At 60.5% G+C, this 25,193-nt stretch carries 21 protein-coding genes and 1 tRNA gene; 14 read left to right on the forward strand and 8 right to left on the reverse strand.

The annotated features are described in order from the left end of the window. Window positions 1–23: 23 nt before the first annotated feature. The 3 genes from rpoD (at window position 24) to HX823_RS04255 (ending at window position 5,834) form a co-directional block, all read left to right on the forward strand. Window positions 24–1,874: an RNA polymerase sigma factor RpoD gene (gene rpoD, locus HX823_RS04245; RefSeq protein ID WP_038843028.1), complete on the forward strand. Its 1,851-nt coding sequence runs from the start codon at window positions 24–26 to the stop codon at window positions 1,872–1,874. 123 nt (window positions 1,875–1,997) lie between these two features. Beyond that, on the forward strand, window positions 1,998–5,741 hold the full coding sequence (locus HX823_RS04250; RefSeq protein WP_177074206.1) for a bifunctional diguanylate cyclase/phosphodiesterase: 3,744 nt from the start codon (window positions 1,998–2,000) through the stop codon (window positions 5,739–5,741). Window positions 5,742–5,757: 16 nt separating this feature from the next. Continuing rightward, window positions 5,758–5,834 (forward strand) — tRNA-Ile (locus tag HX823_RS04255). A gap of 44 nt (window positions 5,835–5,878) precedes the next feature. On the opposite strand, the gene HX823_RS04260 is transcribed toward HX823_RS04255, so the two are convergent. Further along, a complete protein-coding gene (locus HX823_RS04260; protein WP_177074207.1) occupies window positions 5,879–6,304 on the reverse strand; it encodes a VOC family protein in 426 nt (141 codons plus the stop codon). Window positions 6,305–6,416: 112 nt separating this feature from the next. Here HX823_RS04260 and HX823_RS04265 point away from each other — a divergent pair, with 112 nt between their 5' ends. From HX823_RS04265 to pqqE, 10 genes are all read left to right on the forward strand, one after another. Further along, complete coding sequence (locus HX823_RS04265) at window positions 6,417–7,286, forward strand: LysR family transcriptional regulator (protein ID WP_177074208.1); 870 nt, start codon at window positions 6,417–6,419, stop codon at window positions 7,284–7,286. Between the two features lie 37 nt (window positions 7,287–7,323). Beyond that, window positions 7,324–7,770 carry an Lrp/AsnC family transcriptional regulator gene (locus tag HX823_RS04270; RefSeq protein WP_038843036.1) on the forward strand — a complete coding sequence of 149 codons (447 nt, stop codon included), beginning with the start codon at window positions 7,324–7,326 and terminating at the stop codon, window positions 7,768–7,770. A 146-nt stretch (window positions 7,771–7,916) separates the two neighbouring features. Next, window positions 7,917–9,608, forward strand: a complete 1,692-nt coding sequence (locus HX823_RS04275) for an NAD(P)/FAD-dependent oxidoreductase (RefSeq protein ID WP_177074209.1) — start codon at window positions 7,917–7,919, stop codon at window positions 9,606–9,608. Window positions 9,609–9,618: 10 nt separating this feature from the next. Continuing rightward, window positions 9,619–10,413, forward strand: coding sequence for a carbon-nitrogen hydrolase family protein (locus HX823_RS04280; protein WP_177074210.1), 795 nt, complete (start codon window positions 9,619–9,621; stop codon window positions 10,411–10,413). A gap of 48 nt (window positions 10,414–10,461) precedes the next feature. Further along, the gene (gene pqqF, locus HX823_RS04285) at window positions 10,462–12,804 is read left to right on the forward strand and encodes a pyrroloquinoline quinone biosynthesis protein PqqF (protein ID WP_177074211.1); all 2,343 of its coding nucleotides are present in this window, start codon (window positions 10,462–10,464) and stop codon (window positions 12,802–12,804) included. A gap of 159 nt (window positions 12,805–12,963) precedes the next feature. Then, window positions 12,964–13,038 (forward strand): pyrroloquinoline quinone precursor peptide PqqA, encoded by a 75-nt coding sequence (pqqA, locus tag HX823_RS04290; RefSeq protein WP_003194766.1) that lies wholly within the window; start codon window positions 12,964–12,966, stop codon window positions 13,036–13,038. 66 nt (window positions 13,039–13,104) lie between these two features. Next, complete coding sequence (pqqB, locus tag HX823_RS04295; protein WP_177074212.1) at window positions 13,105–14,016, forward strand: pyrroloquinoline quinone biosynthesis protein PqqB; 912 nt, start codon at window positions 13,105–13,107, stop codon at window positions 14,014–14,016. 11 nt (window positions 14,017–14,027) lie between these two features. Beyond that, window positions 14,028–14,780 carry a pyrroloquinoline-quinone synthase PqqC gene (gene pqqC / locus HX823_RS04300; RefSeq protein ID WP_038843048.1) on the forward strand — a complete coding sequence of 251 codons (753 nt, stop codon included), beginning with the start codon at window positions 14,028–14,030 and terminating at the stop codon, window positions 14,778–14,780. Further along, a complete protein-coding gene (gene pqqD / locus HX823_RS04305) occupies window positions 14,777–15,052 on the forward strand; it encodes a pyrroloquinoline quinone biosynthesis peptide chaperone PqqD (protein ID WP_038843051.1) in 276 nt (91 codons plus the stop codon). Before pqqC ends, pqqD begins: the two co-directional genes overlap by 4 nt. Then, complete coding sequence (pqqE, locus tag HX823_RS04310; RefSeq protein ID WP_038843053.1) at window positions 15,045–16,175, forward strand: pyrroloquinoline quinone biosynthesis protein PqqE; 1,131 nt, start codon at window positions 15,045–15,047, stop codon at window positions 16,173–16,175. The genes pqqD and pqqE overlap by 8 nt, the downstream gene beginning before the upstream one ends. Before the next feature lie 5 nt (window positions 16,176–16,180). On the opposite strand, the gene HX823_RS04315 is transcribed toward pqqE, so the two are convergent. The 4 genes from HX823_RS04315 to HX823_RS04330 form a co-directional block, all read right to left on the reverse strand. Then, a complete protein-coding gene (locus HX823_RS04315; RefSeq protein ID WP_007904205.1) occupies window positions 16,181–16,339 on the reverse strand; it encodes a YqaE/Pmp3 family membrane protein in 159 nt (52 codons plus the stop codon). A 95-nt stretch (window positions 16,340–16,434) separates the two neighbouring features. Beyond that, window positions 16,435–16,755 carry a DNA-binding transcriptional regulator gene (locus tag HX823_RS04320; protein WP_095013759.1) on the reverse strand — a complete coding sequence of 107 codons (321 nt, stop codon included), beginning with the start codon at window positions 16,753–16,755 and terminating at the stop codon, window positions 16,435–16,437. Then, complete coding sequence (locus HX823_RS04325) at window positions 16,739–17,104, reverse strand: type II toxin-antitoxin system RelE/ParE family toxin (protein WP_177074213.1); 366 nt, start codon at window positions 17,102–17,104, stop codon at window positions 16,739–16,741. The genes HX823_RS04320 and HX823_RS04325 overlap by 17 nt, the downstream gene beginning before the upstream one ends. Window positions 17,105–17,339: 235 nt before the next feature. Beyond that, complete coding sequence (locus HX823_RS04330; RefSeq protein ID WP_177074214.1) at window positions 17,340–18,602, reverse strand: aspartate aminotransferase family protein; 1,263 nt, start codon at window positions 18,600–18,602, stop codon at window positions 17,340–17,342. Window positions 18,603–18,811: 209 nt separating this feature from the next. On the opposite strand from HX823_RS04330, the gene HX823_RS04335 reads away from it, so the two are divergent. Next, complete coding sequence (locus HX823_RS04335) at window positions 18,812–19,711, forward strand: LysR family transcriptional regulator (protein WP_177074215.1); 900 nt, start codon at window positions 18,812–18,814, stop codon at window positions 19,709–19,711. A 240-nt stretch (window positions 19,712–19,951) separates the two neighbouring features. On the opposite strand, the gene HX823_RS04340 is transcribed toward HX823_RS04335, so the two are convergent. The 3 genes from HX823_RS04340 to HX823_RS04350 all read right to left on the reverse strand — a co-directional run bounded on the left by HX823_RS04340 (window position 19,952) and on the right by HX823_RS04350 (window position 25,003). Then, window positions 19,952–21,730, reverse strand: coding sequence for an acyl-CoA dehydrogenase C-terminal domain-containing protein (locus tag HX823_RS04340; protein ID WP_177074216.1), 1,779 nt, complete (start codon window positions 21,728–21,730; stop codon window positions 19,952–19,954). 123 nt (window positions 21,731–21,853) lie between these two features. After that, window positions 21,854–23,623 (reverse strand): acyl-CoA dehydrogenase C-terminal domain-containing protein, encoded by a 1,770-nt coding sequence (locus HX823_RS04345; RefSeq protein ID WP_177074217.1) that lies wholly within the window; start codon window positions 23,621–23,623, stop codon window positions 21,854–21,856. Window positions 23,624–23,713: 90 nt separating this feature from the next. After that, the gene (locus HX823_RS04350; protein ID WP_038843061.1) at window positions 23,714–25,003 is read right to left on the reverse strand and encodes a diguanylate cyclase; all 1,290 of its coding nucleotides are present in this window, start codon (window positions 25,001–25,003) and stop codon (window positions 23,714–23,716) included. Window positions 25,004–25,193: the final 190 nt, after the last annotated feature.

Here is a 25,193-nt window from a genome sequence, read left to right on the forward strand (position 1 = left end):
AGACCTTCAGTGGATAGGGTGTTATGTCCGGAAAAGCGCAACAGCAGTCTCGTATCAAAGAGTTGATCGTTCTCGGTCGTGAGCAGGGTTACCTGACTTACGCGGAGGTCAACGACCACCTGCCTGAGGATATTTCAGATCCAGAGCAGGTGGAAGACATCATCCGCATGATTAACGACATGGGGATCAACGTATTCGAAGCTGCGCCAGATAAGGATTCCCTTATGCTGGCGGACGCCGATACCGACGAGGCTGCCGCTGAAGAAGCGGCTGCCGCGCTGGCTGCTGTGGAGACCGATATCGGTCGTACCACCGACCCTGTGCGCATGTATATGCGTGAAATGGGTACCGTCGAGCTGCTGACACGCGAAGGCGAAATCGAAATCGCCAAGCGTATCGAAGAGGGCATCCGTGAAGTGATGGGCGCAATCGCGCACTTCCCTGGCACGGTTGACCATATTCTCTCCGAGTACACCCGCGTCACCACCGAAGGTGGTCGCCTGTCCGACGTACTGAGTGGCTACATTGACCCGGACGACGGCATTGCGCCGCCGGCCGCCGAAGTGCCGCCGCCAGTCGATGCCAAGGCTGCGAAAGCGGACGACGACTCCGAAGACGACGACGCTGAAGCCAGCGGCGACGACGAAGATGAAGTTGAAAGCGGTCCAGACCCGATCATCGCTGCCCAGCGTTTCGGTGCCGTTTCCGATCAAATGGAAATCACCCGCAAGGCCCTGAAAAAGCATGGTCGCGCCAACAAGCTGGCAATCGCCGAGCTGCTGGCCCTGGCTGAGCTGTTCATGCCGATCAAGCTGGTACCGAAGCAATTCGAAGGCCTGGTTGAGCGTGTTCGCAGTGCCTTGGAGCGTCTGCGCGCACAAGAGCGCGCCATTATGCAGCTCTGTGTCCGTGATGCGCGCATGCCGCGTGCCGACTTCCTGCGCCAGTTCCCGAGCAACGAAGTAGACGAAAGCTGGACCGACGCACTGGCCAAGGGCAAGGCGAAATACGCCGAAGCCATTGGTCGCCTGCAGCCGGACATCATTCGTTGCCAGCAGAAGCTGCAAGCATTGGAGACCGAAACCGGTCTGACGATTGCCGAGATCAAGGACATCAACCGTCGCATGTCGATCGGTGAGGCCAAGGCCCGCCGCGCGAAGAAAGAGATGGTTGAAGCGAACTTGCGTCTGGTGATCTCCATCGCCAAGAAGTACACCAACCGTGGCCTGCAATTCCTCGACCTGATCCAGGAAGGCAACATCGGCTTGATGAAGGCCGTGGACAAGTTCGAATACCGTCGCGGCTACAAGTTCTCGACTTATGCCACCTGGTGGATCCGTCAGGCGATCACTCGCTCGATCGCCGACCAGGCCCGCACCATCCGTATTCCGGTGCACATGATCGAGACGATCAACAAGCTCAACCGTATTTCCCGGCAGATGTTGCAGGAAATGGGTCGTGAACCGACCCCGGAAGAGCTGGGCGAACGCATGGAAATGCCTGAGGATAAGATCCGCAAGGTATTGAAGATCGCTAAAGAGCCGATCTCCATGGAAACCCCGATTGGTGATGACGAAGACTCCCACTTGGGTGACTTCATCGAAGACTCGACCATGCAGTCGCCAATCGATGTCGCCACCGTTGAGAGCTTGAAAGAAGCGACTCGCGACGTACTGTCCGGCCTCACTGCCCGTGAAGCCAAGGTATTGCGCATGCGTTTCGGCATCGACATGAATACCGACCACACCCTTGAGGAAGTCGGTAAGCAGTTTGACGTGACCCGCGAGCGGATCCGTCAGATCGAAGCCAAGGCGCTGCGCAAGTTGCGCCACCCGACGCGAAGCGAGCATCTGCGCTCCTTCCTCGACGAGTGATACCAGAACCCCCGGCCCAGGCCGGGGGTTTTGTTTTGTATCGATAAAATCCTGCGCCCCCCCCTCCTCCCCCGCAATGCCCGTCTACACTCGAAACATTCCCCGTGCCATAACGAGACCGTTATGCCCAGATTGCCGACTGTGTTGCTGCTGTCGCTGCTGACCTGGACCGCAACGGCTGGCGCGTTGACTCTTAGTGATGATGAGCGTGGCTGGCTGGCGGACCATCAGGAGTTGCGCCTCGGGGTGGATGCGTCATGGCCACCCTTTGAATACCGTGACGAGAATGGCCGCTACCAAGGCTTGGCAGCGGATTATGTGCGCCTGATCCAGGACCGCCTTGGCGTGCGCGTCAAATTGATCGAGCCGGCGAACTGGAGTGCGGTACTGGAACAGGCCCGTAACAATCAGCTCGATCTGCTGCCAGGCATCATGTCCACGCCGGAGCGCCAGGGCTATATGGCGTTCACACGGCCTTACCTGGACTTCCCCATCGTTATCCTGGCCCATGAGGGCGGCGCCAAACCACGTACCCTGAAAGACCTCTACGGCTTGAAGATTGCCGTGGTGGAAAACTACGCCCCCCATGAGCTGCTGCGCACCCATCACCCGGATCTCAACCTGGTGGCCATGCCGAATGTCAGCTCGACGCTGCAAGCCCTGGCGACCGATGAAGTGGATGCGGTGGTCGGCGACCTGGCTTCCAGCGTCTGGAGCCTGCGCCAACTCAAGCTCGACGGCTTGTACGTCAGCGGCGAAACACCCTACCGCTACCAATTGGCGATGGGCGTACCGCGTGACAACAAAATGCTGGTGGGCATTCTGGACAAGGTACTCGCCGACCTCAGCCCACAAGAAACCGACGCCATCCAGCAACATTGGGTCGGCAGCTTTACCGATCACCGCACCTTCTGGACCGACCTGCTGACCTACGGCCTGCCCGCAGTGCTCATGCTGAGTACCGTATTGGCCGTGGTGATTCGGATCAATCGCCGACTCAGTTCGGAAATTTCCCGCCGTGTTGCCCTCGAACAGGAACTGCGCAGCAGCGAGTACCACTATCGCGGCCTGGTGGAGAGCCTGTCCGCCATTGCCTGGGAAGCCAGTATCACCGACTTCACCTACAGCTATGTGTCGCCCCACGCTGAAGATTTGCTCGGTTACCCGCGTGCGCACTGGCTGATCCCAGGCTTCTGGCGCAACATCATTCACCCCGCCGATCTGATCCGCACCGAAGCCTACTGCTATCGCGAAACCCGCGCTAACCGCGACCATAGCATTGATTACCGGGTGATCACCGCTGACGGCCGTTGCTTGTGGGTGCGTGACATTGTCAGCCTGATCGAACATGGTCATGAGCCGGTTCTGCGCGGTTTGATGATCGATATCAGCGAGGCCAAGCGCACCGAGGAAGCCTTGCAGCTGTCCGAGCAAAAATTCGCCTCGGTGTTCCAACAGTGCCCGGACATGCTGGTGATCGCGCGACTGTCTGATGGCTGCCTACTGGAAGTGAACAAGGCGTTTGAAGACCAGATTGGCCTGACGGCCGAACAGGTCGTCGGTAAAACCGCTACCGAGCTGAATATCTGGGGCATTCAGGGCGTCGGTCCCGACCTGCTGCAGCGGGTGCAGACCACTAGCATCCGCAACCTGGAAATGCCCTTTCTGCGCAGCAACGGTCAGGCCTTCACCGGGCTGATTTCCGCCGAGCCGTTCCAACTCGACACCACAGAAGCCATCGTCGTGGTGGTGCGTGACATCACCCAACTCAAGGAAACCCAGCAGCAACTGCAAACCTCCGAGGAGAAATTCGCCAAAGCCTTCCACGCCTCCCCCGACGGCTTGTTGCTGAGCAGACAACGCGATGGCCTGCTGATTGAAGTGAACGATGGTTTCAGCCGGATCACCGGCTTCACCAGCGCCACCTCCCTCGACCAATCGACCTTGGACCTTGGCATTTGGGTCGACCTCAACGAACGCAAGCACATGCTGGAAATGATGCAACGCGATGGTTTTGTGCGTGACTTCATCTGCCATATCCGCCGCAGCGATGGGCAGATCCGCCTGTGCGAACTGTCCAGCCGCCCGTTGCCGATCGGCGACGAAGACTGCATGCTGACCATTGCCCGCGATATCACCGAGCGCCAGCTGATGCAGGAAAAACTGCAACAGGCCGCCACGGTGTTCGAGAGCACCGCTGAAGGTGTGTTGATCACTGACACCCGGCAGAACATCAGCGCCGTCAACCGTGCCTTCACCGAGATCACTGGCTACAGCGAGGCCGAAGCCCTCGGCCACACCCCGCGCCTGCTGGCATCCGGCCTGCATGACAGCGCCTTTTACGCCGCCATGTGGCACCAGTTGACTGCCCAGGGCCACTGGCAGGGCGAGATTTCCAACCGTCGCAAGAACGGCGAAGTGTACCCAAGCTGGTTGACGATCAGTGCCGTGCGCAATCGCGACCAGTTGATCACGCACTTCGTCGCAGTGTTTGCCGACATCTCCAGCCTCAAACTCGCCCAGGCCCGCCTCGACTACCAGGCGCACCACGACCCGCTGACCGGCCTGCCTAACCGCACGCTGTTCGAAAGCCGGCTGCAAGCGGCCCTCAACGGCCATCAGGAAACCGGTAAACAGGGCGCCGTGCTGTTTCTCGACCTGGACCGCTTCAAACACATCAACGACAGCCTCGGCCATCCGATCGGCGACCTGCTGCTCAAAGACATCGCCGTACGCCTCAAGGAACAACTGCGCGACATCGACACCGTCGCCCGCCTGGGCGGCGACGAATTCATCATCCTGCTCCCCGGCTTGCAGCACGCCAGCGACGCCCAGTACCTGGCGAATAAACTGCTGGCCTGCTTCACACCGCCGTTCCAGGCGGGTGAGCACGAGTTTTTTATCAGCGCCAGCATCGGCACCAGCCTGTACCCCGAGGACGGCACCGACGTTGCCACGCTGGTCAAGAACGCTGACGCGGCGATGTACCGCTCCAAGGCCAAAGGGCGCAACCGGGTCGAAAGCTACACCCGAGACCTCACCGCCCAGGCCAACGAACGCGTGGCACTCGAACACGAACTGCGCCGCGCCATCGAGCGCGATGAGTTGAGCCTCTACTACCAGCCCAAACTGAGCCTGACGACCCACGAACTGATCGGCGCCGAAGCCTTGATCCGCTGGCGCCACCCCACCTTTGGCGACGTCCCCCCCGAACACTTCATCGCCCTGGCCGAAGAAAACGGCATGATCCTGCAAATTGGCGACTGGGTACTGGAACAAGCCTGCCGGCAAATGCACGCCTGGCAAGGCCACTTCGACGATTTCGGTCCGTTGTCGGTCAACCTGGCCGGCGCGCAGTTACGTCACCCCGGCTTATTGGGCCGTATCAAACAGTTGCTGCATGACTACCGACTCGCCCCCGGCCGTCTGCAACTGGAAATCACCGAAAATTTCATCATGAGCCAGGCTGAAGAGGCGCTGGAGGTGTTGCACCAACTCAAAGACCTTGGCGTACAGCTGGCCATTGATGACTTTGGCACCGGCTATTCATCCCTCAGCTACCTCAAGCGCCTGCCCCTGGACTTCCTCAAGATCGACCAGTCCTTCGTCCGCGGCCTGCCCGACGACCCCCACGACGCCGCCATCGTGCGCGCCATCATCGCCCTGGGCCACAGCATGCAATTCACCATCATCGCCGAAGGCGTGGAGAACCCCGCACAGCAAGCCTTCCTGGCGGCCGAAGGCTGCGAACAGATGCAAGGCTACATCGTCAGCCTGCCGCTACCGCCGGAGCTTTTTGCTGCTACGTTTCTTCGTATGCGCATTGAGGATTATTCGGATGGCACAGCGGGGAAACCATCGTTATAATCCGCGACCTGTTACAGGGCCTATAGCTCAGTTGGTCAGAGCAGAGGACTCATAATCCTTTGGTCCACGGTTCAAGTCCGTGTGGGCCCACCAATTCGAAAGCCGCGCATTGCGCGGCTTTTGTGTGTCTGGCAGCCTCATTTCGCAAACAACTGCCCAATATCCCTGAACGCCTTGAACTCCAGCGCATTCCCGCACGGATCAAACAGAAACAGCGTTGCCTGTTCCCCCACCTGCCCCTTGAACCGAATATGCGGTTCCAGCACGAACCGGGTTTTCCGCGCCTGCAAGCGCTCCGCCAAGGCATGCCAATCGTCCCAGCCCAGCACCACGCCAAAGTGCGGCACAGGCACGTCGTGGCCGTCTACGGCATTGGTGTGGGCGGCCTCCTGCGAGGCAGTTTTCGGGTGTTCGTGGATCACCAATTGGTGGCCGAAGAAGTTGAAGTCGACCCAATGGTCGCTGGAGCGGCCTTCTTCCAGGCCGAAGACGTCGCCGTAGAAGTGCCGCGCGGCGGCCAGATCGAATACCGGAATTGCCAGGTGAAAAGGCGCAAGTGTCATCAGGTCAAACCTCTATGGGCGTTAAGTGCATCGAGTTTAGCCTTGCTCCTGACGATGAAAAGACGATAGTTTTTGTGTCGAGCTCAAATTATTTCGATCAATCGAGAGGCCCATGCTGCGCGAACTGAAAACCTTTATTGCGGTAACCCGGCACGGTACGTTTGCGGCGGCGGGTATGCATATCGGGCTGACGCAGTCGGCGGTCAGTGCACAAATTCGTCAATTGGAGCAGGCCCTCGGCGTGCCATTGTTCGACCGCACCGGACGCCAGGCCACGCTGAATGCTGCCGGGCTACGCGCACTGCCGCTGGCCAAGGAGATTCTGGAAACCTTCAACCGCATGGCAGTGCCGGTAGACGCCAACGAGTACCGGGGTGAGTTGAAAGTCGGGGCCATCACTACCGCGCAAACCGGTGTGCTGCCCCAGGCGCTGGTGCGTTTGCGCCAGGCGGCGCCGGCGGTGGAGTGCAAGCTGATACCGGGGGTGTCCCTGGAGCTGTTGAGCCAGGTAGATGCAGGCGAATTGGACTCGGCCATCATCATCCGTCCGCCCTTCGACCTGCCCAAGGAGTTGCATGTGCAGGTGCTGCGCAAGGAGCCGTTTGTGCTGATCGTGCCTGACACGCTGGCGGGCGATAACCCTCTGCAACTGCTCGCGACGCAGCCTCACGTGCGTTATGACCGTGCCTCATTTGGTGGTCGGTTGGTCAGTCGATTCCTGCGTGAGCAGAAGCTCGATGTGCAGGTGGCGCTGGAGTTGGACGAGTTGGAGGCCATCGTCAAGATGGTCGAGTGCGGCTTGGGTGTATCGCTGATTCCTCAGGCCGGGTTGTGGCTGGAACGCTCGCCCAAGATACGAATTATCCCGCTGGGCAGCCTGACCTTTTACCGCGAAATCATCCTGCTCAGTCGCTATAACCAGCGCCAACTCCCCGTACCGCAACTGTTTGCCCGCTGCCTGCTCGCTGACGCCAGCCTGTAAGATGCCTGCTTATTGCCGCCGTTTCGGAGCCCTCACTTTGCCCGCCCTAGATGAAATCGATCGCCAACTGATCGCCGCCTTGCAGATCAACGCCCGCGAAAGCGTGGCCATGCTGGCCCGGCAGCTGGGCATCGCACGCACCACGGTGACCTCTCGCCTGGCGCGCCTGGAGAAAACCCAGGTGATCACCGGGTATGGCGTGCGCCTGAGCCAGCGGGTGGCGGACGGAGGTTTGCAAGCCTACGTGGGCATCACCGTGCAACCGCGCTCTGGCAAAGAGGTGTTGCGCCGGTTAAGCGCCATGGCCCAGGTGCAGCAGCTGTGCGCAGTGAGTGGCGAGTTCGATTACGTCGCCTGGCTGCGCACGGATTCGCCTGAGCAGTTGGACCAATTGCTCGACCAGATCGGCAGCGTGGACGGCGTGGAGAAAACCACGACTTCGATCATCCTCAGTAACAAATTGGATCGTGGACAGCCAGTTTGACCACGCAACTCGTCACTTTGACTCAAAACAGATCAATTCGACGACACATTGCGTCTTATTAACGTACGCAACGCTCACTAAACTGGCTGCCATCTTTTCCTATACTCAGCGGGTCGTGCCCCGCCGGGTATCCAGCAAGGTCAGCCATGAACACGTTCAACAAAAACAATCGCCACCCTGCAGACGGTAAAAAGCCCATCACCATCTTTGGCCCAGACTTTCCGTTTGCCTTTGATGACTGGATCGAACACCCGGCCGGCCTCGGCAGCATCCCCGCCGCCCACCACGGTGCCGAAGTGGCGATCGTCGGCGCCGGGATCGCGGGCCTGGTGGCCGCCTACGAGCTGATGAAGCTCGGCCTCAAGCCGGTAGTGTACGAAGCCTCGAAAATGGGCGGCCGTCTGCGCTCCCAAGCCTTCGAAGGTGCCGAAGGCATCATTGCCGAGCTGGGCGGCATGCGCTTTCCGGTGTCGTCCACCGCGTTCTACCACTATGTCGATAAGCTGGGGCTGGAAACCAAACCTTTCCCCAACCCACTGACCCCGGCGTCCGGCAGTACGGTCATCGACCTTGAAGGCCAGACCCACTACGCGCAAAAACTCTCCGACTTGCCGGTGCTGTTCCAGGAAGTGGCGGACGCCTGGGCCGATGCCCTGGAAGCTGGCTCGCAGTTCGGCGATATCCAGCAGGCCATCCGCGACCGTGACGTGCCGCGCCTCAAGGAGCTATGGAACAAGCTGGTGCCACTGTGGGATGACCGCACCTTCTACGACTTCGTCGCGACCTCCAAGGCGTTCGCCAAGCTGTCATTCCTGCACCGCGAAGTCTTCGGCCAGGTCGGTTTTGGCACTGGCGGCTGGGACTCGGACTTCCCCAACTCCATGCTGGAAATCTTCCGTGTGGTGATGACCAACTGCGACGACCATCAACACCTGGTGGTCGGCGGTGTGGCCCAGGTGCCGATGGGCATCTGGCGCCATGTACCGGAGCGCTGCGCCCACTGGCCAGCCGGCACCAGCCTGAGTTCGCTACACCGGGGCGCGCCTCGGGCCGGGGTGAAACGTATCGCCCATGCCGCCGATGGCCGTTTCGCCGTCACCGACAACTATGGCGACACCCGCGAATACGCCGCGGTGCTGACCACCTGCCAAAGCTGGCTGCTGACCACCCAGATCGAATGCGACGAAACGCTGTTCTCGCAAAAGATGTGGATGGCCCTGGACCGCACGCGCTACATGCAGTCGTCGAAAACCTTCGTGATGGTCGACCGCCCGTTCTGGAAAGACAAAGACCCTGAAACCGGCCGCGACCTCATGAGCATGACCCTCACCGACCGCCTGACCCGTGGCACCTACCTGTTCGATAACGGCGACGACAAGCCGGGGGTGATCTGCCTGTCGTACTCGTGGATGAGCGACGCCCTGAAAATGCTGCCGCAGCCCATCGACAAGCGTGTAAAACTGGCCCTCGACGCCCTGAAAAAGATCTACCCGAACGTCGATATCAAGGCACGCATCATCGGTGACCCGATCACCGTGTCATGGGAAGCCGACCCGCATTTCCTCGGGGCCTTCAAAGGCGCACTGCCGGGCCACTATCGCTACAACCAGCGTATGTATGCGCACTTCATGCAGAAGGACATGCCCGCCGAACAACGTGGGATTTTTATCGCCGGTGATGATGTGTCGTGGACCCCAGCCTGGGTCGAGGGCGCGGTGCAGACCTCTCTGAACGCGGTGTGGGGCATCATGACCCACTTCGGTGGCAGCACTCACCCGGAAAACCCAGGACCGGGTGACGTATTCGATGAAATCGGGCCGATCGCCCTGGCCGACTAAGGAGTTGAACATGCGCGTCGCCCTGTACCAATGCCCACCGTTGCCGCTGGATGTGGCCGGCAACCTCAAGCGCCTGCACGCTTTGGCGCATGAGGCGTCCGGCGCCGATGTGCTGGTGCTGCCGGAGATGTTCCTCACCGGCTACAACATCGGCACCGAGGCGGTTGGCGCCTTGGCCGAGGCGCAGGATGGGCCGTCGGCACAGGCGATCGCCGAACTGGCCAAAAGTGTAGGGCTGGCGATTCTTTACGGTTACCCGGAGCGGGCCGAGGACGGCAAGATTTACAACGCTGTGCAGTTGATCGACGCCCACGGCCAGCGCTTGTGCAACTACCGCAAGACCCACCTGTTTGGCGACCTGGACCACTCGATGTTCAGTGCCGGCGGCGATGATTTCCCGCTGGTGGAGCTCAACGGCTGGAAGCTGGGTTTCCTGATCTGCTACGACTTGGAGTTCCCGGAAAACACCCGACGCCTGGCCCTCGCCGGTGCCGAACTGATCCTGGTGCCCACCGCCAATATGGTGCCGTTCGACTTTGTTGCCGACGTCACCGTGCGGGCGCGGGCCTTCGAGAACCAATGTTATGTGGCCTACGCCAACTATTGCGGGCACGAAGGCGAGATCCAGTATTGCGGGCAAAGCAGCATCGCCGCGCCGAATGGCCAGCGCATAGCCCAGGCGGGCCTGGATGAAGCGCTGATCGTCGGAGAGGTGGATCGCCAGTCGATCCTCGACGCCCGTGCCGCCAATCACTACTTGCAGGACCGCCGCCCCGAGTTATACGGCGTGCTGCACAAGCCCTGATCCAGCCGGTTTGTTAGCATAGGCACATCCCACGTTTCGGAAGTGCCCATGCCTGCGCCGGCCCACCCTCATCACCTTCACCTGACCCTCGCCAATGGCTTGCGGGTTTCCTTGCAGCATGCGCCACGTCTCAAACGTTGCGCCGCCGTTTTGCGCGTAGCCGCGGGCAGCCATGACGTGCCGCTGGCGTGGCCGGGGTTGGCGCATTTCCTCGAACATCTGCTGTTCCTGGGCACCGAGCGTTTTCCCACGAACGAAGGGTTGATGGCCTACGTGCAACGTCATGGGGGTCAGATCAATGCCAGCACCCGTGAGCGCACCACGGAGTTTTTCTTTGAGCTGCCCGTTGCACTGTTTGCCGGTGGATTGGAGCGTTTGGCTGACATGCTGAGCCACCCGCGCCTGGCGTTGGAGGACCAGTTGCGTGAGCGCGAGGTGCTGCACGCCGAGTTTGTCGCCTGGTCCCGCGATGCCAAGGCGCAGCAGCAGGTCGCGTTGCTGGAAGGGCTGGCGGCGGATCATCCGCTGCGGGGTTTCCATGCAGGCAACCGCGACAGCCTGCCGGTGGAGCGTGAGGCATTTCAGCAGGCGTTGCAGGAATTCCACACGCAGTTCTATCAGAGCGGGCAGATGACCTTGAGCTTGGCGGGTCCGCAATCACTGGAAGCGTTGGAAGCCTTGGCACAGCTGTTCAGCGAGCAACTCACCTCAGGACCGCTACGCCCACAATCCGCTCCACCGGCATTGATGCAGGGCGCTGCGTGGAGCTATCAGCGCATCACCCACCATCACCTGCACCACGTCATCGCCTGCAATACGCCACGGGAAGCACTGGCGTTTCTCTGCACCTGGCTTAACGCCTCGGCACCCGGCGGATTGCTGGCTGAATTGAAGACGCGGCAACTGGCGGCTGCCCTGCAGGCGTCTGTGATTTATGACTTCGCCGGGCAGGCTGTGTTGGATATCGACTTCACCACCCCAGGCGAATCGGCTACGCAAATCGAGGCGTTGCTGCACGACTGGTTGAGCTTTTTCGCACACAGCGACTGGACTTCACTGCGGGAAGAGTTTGCGCTGCTGGCCGCGCGTCAACAGCAGGTCCAAGGCGCCCTGGCCTTGGCCCGAAATGACAGCAAAGGGCTGTCGGAACAGGACGTCGTCGCCCTCAAGGCCCTGCTTGATTCGCTGCACCTGCCGCCCTCCGAGCACTCATGGCAACTGCCACCGAACAACCCATTCCTGCGCCCACCGGTCAAGGAAGAACGCGCCGGCCTGATTCGCGGCCAGACCAGCGCTCACCGGGGCTTGCGCACCTTTGCGCAGGATCGCTCCCGTGGACGTAGGGAAGTGTCGGCGCTGGCATTCAGCCAGGCATTGGCAAACGACGGTGATGAAGGTGCGCTGTATCTGCAATGGCGCTCAGCGCCTTCCGGCCTGGAAAACGCTTTGCAGCCGTTGCGCGAGCATGCCCGTCAGGCGGGCGTCGAATTGTCGTTCGAAAGCCTGGGCCAAGACTGGCAGGTGAACATGATTGGGCTGCAGGAGCCCATGCCGGCCGTGCTGGACGCGTTGGCGCAAAGCCTGAATCAACCGCAAGAAGCCCCACCCGCCTTACCGCAGATGATCGCCATCCGTGAATTGCTCAAGGCGCTGCCCGCGTGCTGCAACGGTCACAATCCCGAATCGGCATCCTGGTCCACTGCGCGCTGGCACGGCCTGGGACTGGGTTTCTCGGCAACGCTTGAAGCCGCGATCAAGACCGCAGCGGCCCGTCTGCCAGGGCAGCCTGCACACCTCGATCATGTTCTGCCCGCTCTCAGCGGCCAGCGTATCTGGCATGAGATTGAAACCAACGCTGACGAAGCCGCACTGCTGCTGTTTTGCCCAACGCCAAGTCAGTCCCTGGCGGATGAAGCCGCCTGGCGATTGCTTGGCCATTTGCTCCAAGGCCCGTTCTACCAGCGCCTGCGCGTCGAGCTGCAAATCGGCTACGCCGTGTTCAGCGGCATCCGACAGATCAATGGGCAGACCGGCCTGCTATTCGGCGTGCAATCCCCCAGCGTGTCGCTGGAAGGTATCGTTGATCACCTGCACGTATTCCTGAAACAACTGCCAGCCCTGATCGATAGCAGCGCCGACCTGGGCAACATGACTTTGGCACAGCAATTCTCAGCACAGGAGCTGCCCAGCGCCCAAGCCGCCGAATTGTTGTGGCACGCCCATCTGGCGGGCCACTCGTCGGGCTACCTGGCTGACCTTCAATCCCACATCCAAACCTATACCCGCGAAGCATTACAGCTCGCCGCCCAGCAATTGAACGACGCCGCAGGCGGCTGGCGCTGCGTGACCAACGGCCCGCGTATCTCGGCAACCTGGCAAGCGGCAGACTGATCATTGCCACCCTTGCAAAAGGCTTTTTCCGCCAAGACAGCGCTAACTTGAAAAGAATTGCGTAACATTCCTACGCACACATCTGAACATCTCCGACTGGAGGTGGACTATATGTATTACTTGGTAGTAAACGTCCCATCCCTTCGTAGGAGTAAGAATATGACCTGGTCCAAACCTGCTTACACTGATCTGCGCATCGGTTTCGAAGTCACCATGTACTTCGCCAGCCGTTAATCCGCTGGGTAATACAACGCCTCGGTTCGCCCGGGGCGTTTTTGTTTTGAGCTTGATGGAGCTGCCATGTTTGTCCAGATTCTAGGTTCCGCCGCCGGCGGTGGGTTCCCGCAGTGGAACTGCAACTGCGTGAACTGCGCGGGTTTTCGTGATGGCAGCCTGCGGGCCCAGGCGCGTACCCAGTCGTCCATCGCGATCTCCGACGATGGTGTGAACTGGGTGCTGTGCAACGCCTCGCCGGATATCCGCGCGCAACTCCAGGGCTTTGCACCGATGCAACCCGGCCGCGCCCTGCGCGACACCGGCATCAGCGCAATCATCCTGATGGACAGCCAGATCGACCACACCACCGGCCTGTTGAGCCTGCGCGAAGGCTGCCCGCACCAAGTGTGGTGCACCGACATGGTCCATGAAGACCTGAGCTCCGGCTTCCCGCTGTTCACCATGCTCACCCACTGGAACGGCGGCCTGGCCTGGAACCGCATTGAGCTGGACGCCAGCTTCACCATTCCGGCCTGCCCCAACCTGCGCTTCACCCCACTGCCCCTGCGCAGCGCCGCACCGCCCTACTCGCCGCACCGCTTCGACCCGCACCCCGGCGACAACATCGGCCTGATCGTCGAAGACCTGCGCACCGGCGGCAAACTGTTCTACGCGCCGGGCCTGGGTAAAGTGGACGCGCCGCTGCTGGAAATCATGGCCAACAGCGACTGCCTGCTGGTGGACGGCACGATGTGGGACGACGACGAAATGCAGCGCCGTGGCGTCGGCACCCGCACCGGCCGCGAAATGGGCCACCTGGCGCAGAACGGCCCCGGCGGCATGCTGGAAGTGCTGGAGCAATTGCCCGAGCAGCGCAAAGTGCTTATCCACATCAACAACACCAACCCGATCCTCGATGAAGACTCCCCCGAGCGAGCGGAACTGGTGCGACGCAATGTCGAAGTGGCTTACGACGGCATGAGCATTGAATTGTAGGAGCGACCGACATGACTGACACGCCATTGACCACCACCGAATTCGAAGCCGCCCTGCGTGCCAAGGGCGCCTTCTACCATATCCATCACCCCTACCACGTGGCGATGTACGAAGGCCGCGCGACCCGCGAGCAGATCCAGGGCTGGGTCGCCAACCGTTTTTACTATCAGGTGAACATCCCCCTGAAAGACGCCGCGATCCTGGCCAACTGCCCAGACCGCGAGATCCGCCGCGAGTGGATCCAGCGCCTGCTAGACCACGACGGCGCCCCCGGTGAAGACGGCGGTATCGAAGCCTGGCTGCGCCTGGGCCAGGCCGTGGGCCTCGACCCGGATCAACTGCGCTCGCAGGAATTGGTACTGCCCGGTGTACGATTCGCGGTAGACGCCTACGTCAACTTCGCCCGCCGCGCCAGTTGGCAGGAAGCCGCCAGCAGTTCGCTGACCGAATTGTTCGCGCCGCAGATCCACCAGTCGCGCCTCGACAGCTGGCCGCAGCATTACCCGTGGATCGACCCGGCCGGTTATGAATATTTCCGCACCCGCCTGGGCCAGGCTCGTCGTGATGTGGAGCACGGTTTGGCGATCACGTTGCAGCACTACACCACCCGTGAAGGCCAGGAACGCATGCTGGAAATTCTTCAGTTCAAACTGGATATTTTGTGGAGCATGCTGGACGCCATGAGCATGGCCTACGAACTCAAACGCCCGCCGTATCACAGCGTGACCGACCAACGGGTGTGGCATAAAGGGATCCCCCTATGAGCTTTGATCGCAGCAAGACACCCACCTGGCGCCAGGGCTATCGCTACCAGTACGAACCCGCGCAAAAAGGCCATGTGCTGCTTTACCCCGAGGGCATGATCAAGCTCAACGACAGCGCTGCGCTGATCGGTGGTTTGATCGACGGCGAGCGCGACGTGGCGGCGATCATCGCTGAGCTGGATAAACAGTTCCCCGGCGTGCCAGAACTCGGTAAAGACATCGAGGATTTCATGGAGGTCGCCCGTGCAGAGCACTGGATTACCCTTGCCTGAAAAACCGCCGGTTGGCTTGCCACTGTGGCTACTGGCCGAGCTGACCTACCGCTGCCCGTTGCAATGCCCGTACTGCTCCAACCCGCTGGACTTTGCCGAGCAGGGCAAGGAGCTGAGTACCGAGCAGTGGTTCAAGGTGTTTCGCGAAGCCCGCGAGATGGGGGCCGCACAATTGGGGTTTTCCGGCGGTGAGCCGTTGGTGCGTCAAGACTTGGCCGAGCTGATCGCCGAGGCGCGCAGGCTGGGGTTCTACACCAACCTGATCACCTCCGGCATCGGCTTGACCGAGCAGAAGATCAGCGACTTCAAGAAAGCCGGCCTGGACCATATCCAGATCAGCTTCCAGGCCAGCGACGAACAGGTGAACAACCTGCTGGCCGGCTCTAAAAAAGCCTTCGCGCAAAAGTTGGAAATGGCCCGTGCGGTGAAGGCACATGGTTACCCGATGGTGCTGAACTTCGTCACCCATCGGCACAATATCGACAAGATCGACCGCATCATCGAGCTGTGTATTGCGCTGGAAGCGGACTTCGTCGAACTCGCCACCTGCCAGTTCTACGGTTGGGCCCAGCTCAATCGTGTCGGACTATTACCAACCCAGGCGCAACTGGTGCGCGCCGAACGCATCACCAACGAATACCGCGCCAAGCTGGAAGCCGAAGGTCACCCGTGCAAGTTGATTTTCGTCACCCCGGATTACTACGAGGAACGCCCGAAAGCCTGCATGAACGGCTGGGGCAGTATCTTTCTGACCGTGACACCAGACGGTACGGCCCTGCCCTGTCACGGCGCCCGACAGATGCCGGTGCAGTTTCCCAACGTGCGCGACCACAGCATGCAGCACATCTGGTACGACTCGTTCGGCTTCAACCGCTTTCGCGGCTACGACTGGATGCCCGAGCCATGCCGGTCATGCGATGAAAAGGAAAAGGATTTCGGCGGCTGCCGATGCCAGGCCTTCATGCTCACGGGGGACGCGAGCAATGCCGACCCGGTGTGCAGCAAGTCCGAGCAGCACGGCCTCATCCTGCAAGCGCGGGAAGAAGCCGAACACGCCACCCAGACCATCGAGCAGTTGGCCTTTCGCAACGAGCGCAACTCACGGCTCATCGCAAAAGGCTGACGGCCTCAGCGCTTGGCGATGATGTACACCGCGTGCACGATGCCAGGGATGTAGCCGCACAGGGTCAGCAGGATATTCAGCCAGAACGCGCCGGCGAAACCCACTTGCAGGAACACACCCAGTGGCGGCAACAGAATGGCGATGATGATACGAATGAAATCCATGGGGTCAGCTCCAGAAAATCGGCTCGTGTGAGCCGTGTAGCTAATCGACCTTGGGCGTTCGTGAGGGTTCAGTGGGATCTGGCGTTGGGCCACTGTCAGGCAAGAATCTCCAAGCCGTGCTTCTTCACAATGCTTAGCAATTTGAGCGCCATGCCGCTGGGTTGTTTCTCGCCGGATTCCCACTTTTTCACGGTGGACGCGCTGGTGTTCAGGTAGCGGGCGAACACAGGCTGGCTCACATGGCTGCTTTCACGAAGCTGCTTGATTTGTTCGGCCGGGATTTGCTCAGGGACCGCAGATAAGCAGGCCTCGTCATATTCGCGAAGCGTGGTTTTGCTGATAGCGCCAATTGCGTACAGTGCTAGGGCAGACTGGTGAACAGACTCAAGTACTTCGCTTTCATATTTTTTGGTCATGATGTATCTCCACAAAATCCTTGGCATCCAGAAGGTATCGGAGCTGTGCTTCGCTTAAGTTTTCATAGACCTTAGCCAGCGCACGAAGCCTACCCAATTCCTTAGGGCTGATATTGGCCTGTCTCTGCTTATCAAAAAGAGATTGATAAACCCAGTAATGCCGGCCCTTTGCCAACACGATGGAGCGGTGCCGGTTTTCCTTCAGGCGCTTCTTCCAAACACCACCACCCAGATCATCCGCTTGGCCCTTGAGCAATTCGCCAAACGCTTCTCTTAGCTCAGAATCACAGATCCAGGCTCTGCTCGCTGCATCAGCGAAGTTACGGGTTTTGAACAACCTAAGCCTCATGGATATCCCTTCCCACAAACATACCACCCAGTGGTACAGATTGAAAATGAAGCACGCTAAAACTCCCCGCGCCCCATCGGCAGTCCTTGCCGATGCCCGCTAAAAAGCCATTGTTTTCACAAACGCTCAATCAACATTTTCAATCCAAAAATGACACGCCCAAAAAAACGCCCCCAGCTAAAAGAATCAGGCCGGAGGCGCCGCGTAGACCGCGAGACGGTTCAGGAATAGGGGGTTAAACGGCGATGCCCTTGCGGCATTGCAGTTGAGCGGTGCGCACGCGGGAGAAGGCGCGGGCCAGGCGCAGGAGCATTTCGTCGATGTTGCTTTTGCTCACGCTCAGGGCCGGGGTGAAGCGCAGGCAGTTGGGTTGCGGGGCATTGAGGATCAGGCCTTCGTGCAGCGCTGCCTTTACGACAGCATCCGCAGAATCATCTGACAACGTCAGGCCCCACATCAGGCCGTGACCACGCAGTTGACCGTGGTCGTAGCGGTAGGCCAGGCGGGCAAGACCTTCGCCCAGATACACGCCGGACTCACGCACGTGGTCCATAAAACCATGCTCCAGCACGGCATCGAGTACCGCCAGCCCGGCCGATGCCATCAGTGCATTACCGTGGTGAGTACCGTCCAACTCGCCCACGTCGAAACAACAGGCTTTGCCACGCGCCAGTAGCGCTGCAAGGGGCACCCCGCCGCCCAGGCCTTTGCCGAGGGTGATGATGTCGGCACGTACGCCGTATTGCTGCTCGGCGAGCAAGGTGCCGCAGCGGCCCATGCCGGTTTGCACTTCGTCGAGGATCAGCAGGATCCCCAGTTCACGGCACAAGCGCTCGACGCCTTTGAGGTAATGCTCGGTCGCAGGAATGACGCCCGCTTCGCCCTGGATCGGTTCGAGCAGGATGGCGACGGTTTGCGCGTCGACGGCCGCATGCAGCGCCGGCAGGTCGTTGAAGGGCACATGGCTGAAGCCGGGTAATTGCGGTTCGAAACGGTTTTCTGGACCACCCGCCGACGCCGACATCGCTGCAAAACTGCGGCCATGGCAACCTGCGCTGGCACTGAGGATGCGATGCGCTCCCCCGCGATGCAGCTGGCCCCATTTGCGCGCCAACTTGATCGCGGCTTCAACGGCTTCAGCGCCGCTGTTGAGCAGGTATGCCTGATCGCTGCCGGTGCGATGGCACAGGCGCTCAGCGAGGTTGAGTTGAACGCGGTTATGCAGGCCGTTGCCGGGGTTGATCAGCGCCTGGGTCTGGTCCGTCAGCGCCTTTATCAACACTTGAGGGCTGTGGCCGAGGCTGTTGGCCGCGTTGCCCTGGCTGAAATCCAGGTAGGCACGGTCCTCGCTGTCCCACAGCCAGGAGCCTTGTCCGCGTACGAAAACTTGCGCAGGGCGAGCGACGGAGGGCATCAGGGAGTCGCTGGAAGAAGTATCGCTGGGCGCTTCGAACATCAAATCGTCCAGGCTCGGCGCGGGGCGACGAAACAGATTCATAGCTCGCCCCCAATAGCAACCGGACCTTGGTCGGTGCGACACGCCTGTGCTGCCTTGAGGTTTTTTGCCTTGCCTATGTAAACGCTATCAACATAAACGCTGTTCATTGCCCGATCCGGCCCTGTAAGCCCTGCGAATAGGCGCTAGACTAGGCGCCTCGGGGGCCAACAGCCATTTCGTTTTTCCAGCTTTTTCGATAAGTAAGTCTTATGGATTTCAAGCAACTGCGTTATTTCGTCGCGGTGTATGAGGAAGGCCACGTAGGCCGTGCCGCCGAGCGCCTGTCGATCTCTCAACCGGCGCTGTCCCAGCAGATCCGCCAACTGGAGCAGAACCTGGATGTGAGCCTGTTCGAGCGCAGCAGCAAGCGCCTGCTGCCGACACTGGCGGCGCACACACTGTACAACCACGCGCTGCCATTGATCGACGGCATGCAACAGGCGGTTGAAGCCTTGCGCAATTTCAAGGGCCAGGCGATGCGCACGCTGGCTATCGGCGTACTGCAAACCGTACACACCAGCCTGGTCCCGCAGATGCTGGAGCGCGTGCGCAAGGCCCAGCCACATCTGGTGGTGCAGATCTACGAATTGACCGGGCTTGAGATCGAGCGCCGACTGCTCAACGGCTCGCTGGATATCGGCATCAGCTACTTGCCGCCACGCCAGCCGGGGCTGCATGGCGTGTTGCTGTATGAAGATGAACTGAGGGTGGTCATCCCCGAGGATCACCCTTTGCGGGAATTCAAGAAAGTCTCGCTGAAGCAGGCGGCGGAGTTGCCGATGTTGCTGCTGGGGGAAGAGTTCCAGGTCCGGCAGATCTGGCAAGGACAGCTGTCCAACCTCGGAAGACGCCCGCAAGTACAGGCGGAGCTGAACACCATGGTGGGGATTCTCGACAGCCTGCCCCACACAAAACTGGCGACGGTGCTACCGGGCCGCTCTCAGGACGAACACAACAGCCAGTCGCTGCTGTGGAAACCCTTGAGTGAACCCAGAGTGCCGCTGAAAGTCGGCCTGGTGTGCCGCGATGTGCAGCGCCAGCAAGCGACGGTGGCGTTGCTGCGCACCCTGCTGGAAGACGTGATGAATGCCCCGCAGGCGCAGCCCTGAACTCAAGGAGCTGACTTTTTCGCGGGCAAAAGAAAACCCCGCCGAAGCGGGGCTTTGCAGACTGTTTCCCTGACATCCATTTCACTCCGCCGTCCTGGCAGAATCCTACGTGTCCGTGTTGTTGCTTTGCGCTTCCTGCGCGACGTCCATGTGAAGTAGATTATCCGTGGATCCAATCTGGCGATAGAGGACGATTAGCAGCACGTCATGTAAGAGAATGCTTACACGCCCTCCAAGCCCTTAGAACAGGGCCTCATCCAGAAGGAACAGAGATTCGCTACCGGCTTTAACCGAGGCACTCAGCGAGTGGATGCGTGGCAACAAGCGCGCGAAGTAGAAGCGTGCAGTGCCCAATTTGCTGGCGTAGAAGTCTTCTTCAGATTCCTTGCCCAACGCAGCCTTGGCCATACGCGCCCACATATAGGCGTAGGCCATGTAGCCAAAGGCGTGCAAATACTCCACCGACGCCGCGCCGATTTCATTCGGGTTGGTCTTGGCGCGGTCCAGCACCCAGGCGGTCAACTCATCCAGGTTATCTACTGCTGCGCCCAGCGGCTTGGTGAACTCCGTCAACTCGGCACCCGCCGAGGCAATGAAAGCACGGATCTCGTCGGCAAACAGGGTGTAGAACGCCCCGCCGCTGCCGACGATCTTGCGCCCCATCAAGTCCAGTGCCTGGATGCCGTTGGTGCCTTCGTAGATCTGGGTGATGCGCACATCACGCACCAGTTGCTCCTGGCCCCACTCGCGAATGTAGCCATGGCCGCCGAACACCTGTTGGCCGAGCACAGTGGTTTCCAGGCCCAGGTCGCTCAAGAACGCCTTGGCTACCGGGGTCAACAGGGCGACCAGGTTATCGGCACGCTCACGCGCGGCGGCATCCTCGCTGAACTTGGCGATGTCCAGTTGCGTCGCCACATAGGTGGAGAACGCCCGGCCACCTTCGTTCGCGGCCTTCATGGTCAGCAACATGCGGCGCACATCGGGGTGCACGATGATGGGGTCGGCCACTTTGTCTTTGTGCTGAGCGCCGGTTGGCGCACGGCTTTGCACGCGGTCGCGCGCATAGTCGATGGCGTTCTGGTAGGAACGCTCGCCGGATGCCAGGCCCTGGATGCCCACGCCCAGGCGCTCGTAGTTCATCATGGTGAACATCGCCGCCAAGCCACGGTTCGGCTCGCCCACCAGGTAACCCACGGCCTCGTCGAAGTTCATCACGCAGGTCGCCGACGCCTGGATCCCCATCTTGTGCTCGATGGAACCACAACTCACGGTGTTACGTGTGCCCAGGCTGCCGTCGGCATTGACCATGAACTTCGGCACCAGGAACAGCGAGATGCCCTTGGGACCGGCCGGTGCGTCCGGCAGCTTGGCCAGCACCAGGTGGATGATGTTGTCGGTGAGGTCGTGTTCACCGCCGGTGATAAAGATCTTGGTGCCGCTGACTTTGTAGGAACCGTCCGCCTGGGGCTCGGCCTTGGTGCGGATAATCCCCAAGTCAGTACCGGCATGGGCCTCGGTCAGGCACATGGAGCCAGCCCATTCGCCGGAATACATCTTCGGCAGATAAGCGGCTTTCAGTGCTTCGCTGGCGTGGGTGTTGATCGACACGCAGGCGCCGGAGGTGAGCATCGGGTACAAACCGAACGCCAGGCTCGACGAGTTGATCATCTCTTCAACCTGGGCCGACACCGCCTTGGGCATGCCCATGCCGCCAAACATCGGGTCACCCCCTACGCCCACCCAGCCGCCTTCGGCATAGGTTTTGTAAGCCTGTGGAAAACCATCCGGCGTAAACACTGCGGTGTTGTCCCAGCGGCAACCCTGTTCATCGCCACCGCGGCTGAGCGGGGCGATGGATTTGGCGGTGACCTTGCCGGCTTCTTCGAGGATGGCCTCTACGGTTTCGGCGTCAACGGTGTCTGCCAATGCCGGCAATTGGGCCCAGGTGGTGGCGACCTCAAAGACTTCGTTGAGGACGAAGCGCATATCACGCAGCGGCGCTTTGTAATCAGCCATGGCAAACCTCGTGAGAACGTGAAAAGTAATTCGGTAAGAGTCGGTTTTACAGGCTCAGAGTGTACCCGAACAACTTTTCAGACACATAGGGTCCACTTGTGACTGATTGGTATTTTTAAGTCATTACAACGCAAACGCCTCCGCAGGCAGACTCATCAGGCATTCGCTGCCCGCTTCCACCGCAGCGCGGTGGGTGGCGGTACGTGGCAGCAGGCGCTTGAAATAGAAGTCGCAGGTCGCGAGCTTGGCCTTGGAAAAATCCAAGTCCGGTTGCTCAAGGGCAGCCATCGCCATGCGCAGCCACAGGTAGGCGAGGATCACGTAGCCGCTGTACATCAAGTAATCCACGGCCGCCGCACCCACTTCATCGGGGTTCTTCATCGCGGCCATGCCGACCTGGGTGGTCAGTTCGCCCCATTCCCCGTTCAGTTGGTTGAGCTGCCCTACATAGGCCTTGAGCTGCGGATGCTCGGCATTCGCCGCGCAGAACTTATGCACGATCTTGGTAAACCCACGCAGCAACTTGCCCTGGCTGCCCAACACCTTGCGCCCCAGCAGATCGAGGGCCTGGATGCCGTTGGTGCCTTCATAGATCGGCGCAATCCGCGCATCGCGAGCCAGTTGTTCCATGCCCCACTCGCGGATGTAACCGTGACCGCCGAAGACCTGCATGCCGTGGTTGGTCACCTCAAGGCCGGTGTCGGTCATGAAGGCTTTGCAGATGGGTGTGAGAAACGCCAGCAGGTCTTCAGCGTCCTGGCGCTGGGTGGCGTCGCTGCTCAGGTGCGCGGTATCGAGCAACTGTGCGGTGAAGTAGGTCAGTGCGCGATTGCCTTCGTTGAAGGCCTTCATGGTCAGCAGCATGCGGCGCACATCGGGATGCACGATGATCGGGTCGGCGGCTTTATCCGGAGCCTTGGCGCCGGTCAGCGAGCGCATCTGCAGGCGGTCGTTGGCGTACTTGATTGCGCCCTGGAAGCTCGCCTCACCATTGCACAGGCCCTGCATCCCGGTGCCCAGGCGCGCGTGGTTCATCATGGTGAACATGCAATTGAGGCCTTTGTTCGCCTCACCAATCAGGAAGCCCTTGGCGCCGTCGAAGTTCAGCACACAGGTGGCCGAACCCTTGATGCCCATCTTGTGTTCGATGGAGCCGCAGTGCACCGCGTTACGCTCACCCGAATCCGCATGGAACTTGGGCACGATAAACAGCGAGATGCCCTTGGTGCCCGCCGGTGCGTCCGGCAGTTTGGCCAGCACCAGGTGGATAATGTTGGCGCTCATGTCGTGCTCGCCGGCCGAGATGAAGATCTTGCTGCCGGTGACCGCATAGCTGCCGTCCGCCTGGGGCACGGCGCGGGTCTTGATCAGGCCCAGGTCGGTGCCGCAATGGGCTTCGGTGAGGCACATGGTGCCGGTCCATTCGCCGGCGGTGAGTTTGCTGAGGAACGTGTCCTTCTGCTCGACGGTGCCGTGGGCGTGGATCGCCGACATCGCGCCGTGGGTCAGCCCTGGGTACATGCCCCAGGACGTGTTGCTGGAGCCGATCATCTCGCTGAGCACCAGGCCCAGCGACGACGGCAAGCCCTGGCCGCCGTAGGCCGGGTCTGCCGCCACACCGTGCCAGCCACCTTCCACGTACTGGGCGAAGGCTTCCTTGAAACCCTTGGGCGTAGTCACCACGCCATTGTCGAAATGGCAGCCTTCTTCGTCGCCGCTGCGGTTGAGCGGCGCGAGGACGTTTTCGCAGAATTTGGCGCCTTCTTCGAGAATCGCGCTGACCATGTCCGGGCTGGCATCGGTCGCGCCCAAGGCGGCGTAATGGCCGTGGAAATCAAACACGTTGTCGATCAGGAAGCGCATGTCGCGAAGGGGGGCTTTGTAGTCAGGCATGGCAATGTCTCCGTCAGCAGATGGTTTCAACCTACTGCCGGGCATTGCCTCGGACAATCACTGTAGCGCTGCTGAATACAGCGCCATCACTCAACCGGCAGCGCTCTCCATGCGCACCGCGCCACGACGGGTTTGCCCGGCGGCGACCACGCAGTTGCGCCCCGCGCCTTTGGCGGCATACAACGCCTGGTCGGCGGATTTGAGCACTTCTTCCGGCGTGCGCTGCTCGGCCTGGCGCTCGGCCACGCCGATGCTGATGGTTACCGAAACACTCGATGCGCCACCGCCGGAACGGCGTTGACGGCCTTGATGATCGTCCTGAGGGCGGTCCGAGTTGCGCAGCTTGATGTCGTAGTCGGCGATGATTTCGCGGATTTCCTCCAGGTGCGGCATGCATTCCTCCACCGTCTTGCCGGCGAACACCACGGCAAATTCCTCACCGCCATAGCGATAAGCGCGCCCGCCACCGTTGACCTTGGACAGCTTGCTCGCCACCAGGCGCAGCACCTGGTCGCCGACATCATGGCCATGGGTGTCGTTGAAGCGCTTGAAGTGGTCGACGTCGCTCATCGCCAGCACGTAGTTGCGCCCCAGCCGCTGCATGCGTTCGTTCAGTGCGCGACGCCCCGGCAAACCGGTGAGTTCATCGCGAAAGGCCATTTGATAAGCCTCGTGTGCCACACCGGCAGCAATCATCAGCATCACCTGGCTGCACATGATGTTCAGGGTGAACGGCAGGATGAACGTCTGCGGCAACATCCAGAACATCCCCAGCAAACCCACCAGTTGCGCGGCGTGCAGCGGACGTGGCTGATACCAGTACTGCGCCGCCAGGGTCAGGAAGCCGATCAGGAACATCGGGTATGACAGCTGGATCAGGCTCATCCAGCTGCCATGCAGCGCGGGCCAGCGAATCTCCGCCAGCCAATTGAGCACGGCCTGGGGATAACTTTGCTCCAGCGCCAGCGCCACGCTGCCGATCGCCAGCAACACCGCGCCACGGGCGACGAAGTCGCGGAATAGGTGGGTCTTCTCCTGCCATAGCGCGTAGATGCTGAACAGTAGCGGCAACAGCAGGCAGCACAGGTGAAACACCACCGCCGCGTCTTCGCGCACGCGGCCGTTGTCGCGGTAGAAATCGGTCTGGGTATCCAGCAGGAAGTAGGCGATGTACACCGTGATCATCAGAAACAGTTCGCGCTGACGGCGATACACCGCGCAGTACGAACCGCCGAGCAACAGCACCAGGGTCGGCAACACATTGAACAGTGACGTGAAGAAGACGTTGAGGTCCTTGACGTACGCAGCCGAGAGCCCGGCCAGCAAGAGCAGCAACGAAGGTAAAAAGTGGCTGAAACGTACAGCGGACACGCGCGACAAGGGTAAACTCCGACCCGCAAAAAATGATGGCACTGTGCCTTGATGCAGACAGTTAAGCACAACCTGGCACGCATGTATCACATTGCCATCACTGTAACGGCAGCCGAACGCAATCCCTGAGCGCTGTGCTGTGGTTTTTTATCACCCATAAAAAAACCGCCGCACCCAAGGGGCGCGGCGGCTTCACGAG

It is taken from the genome of Pseudomonas sp. P7759, assembly GCF_013386445.1.
Classification (GTDB): Bacteria; Pseudomonadota; Gammaproteobacteria; order Pseudomonadales; family Pseudomonadaceae; genus Aquipseudomonas; species Aquipseudomonas azotoformans_A.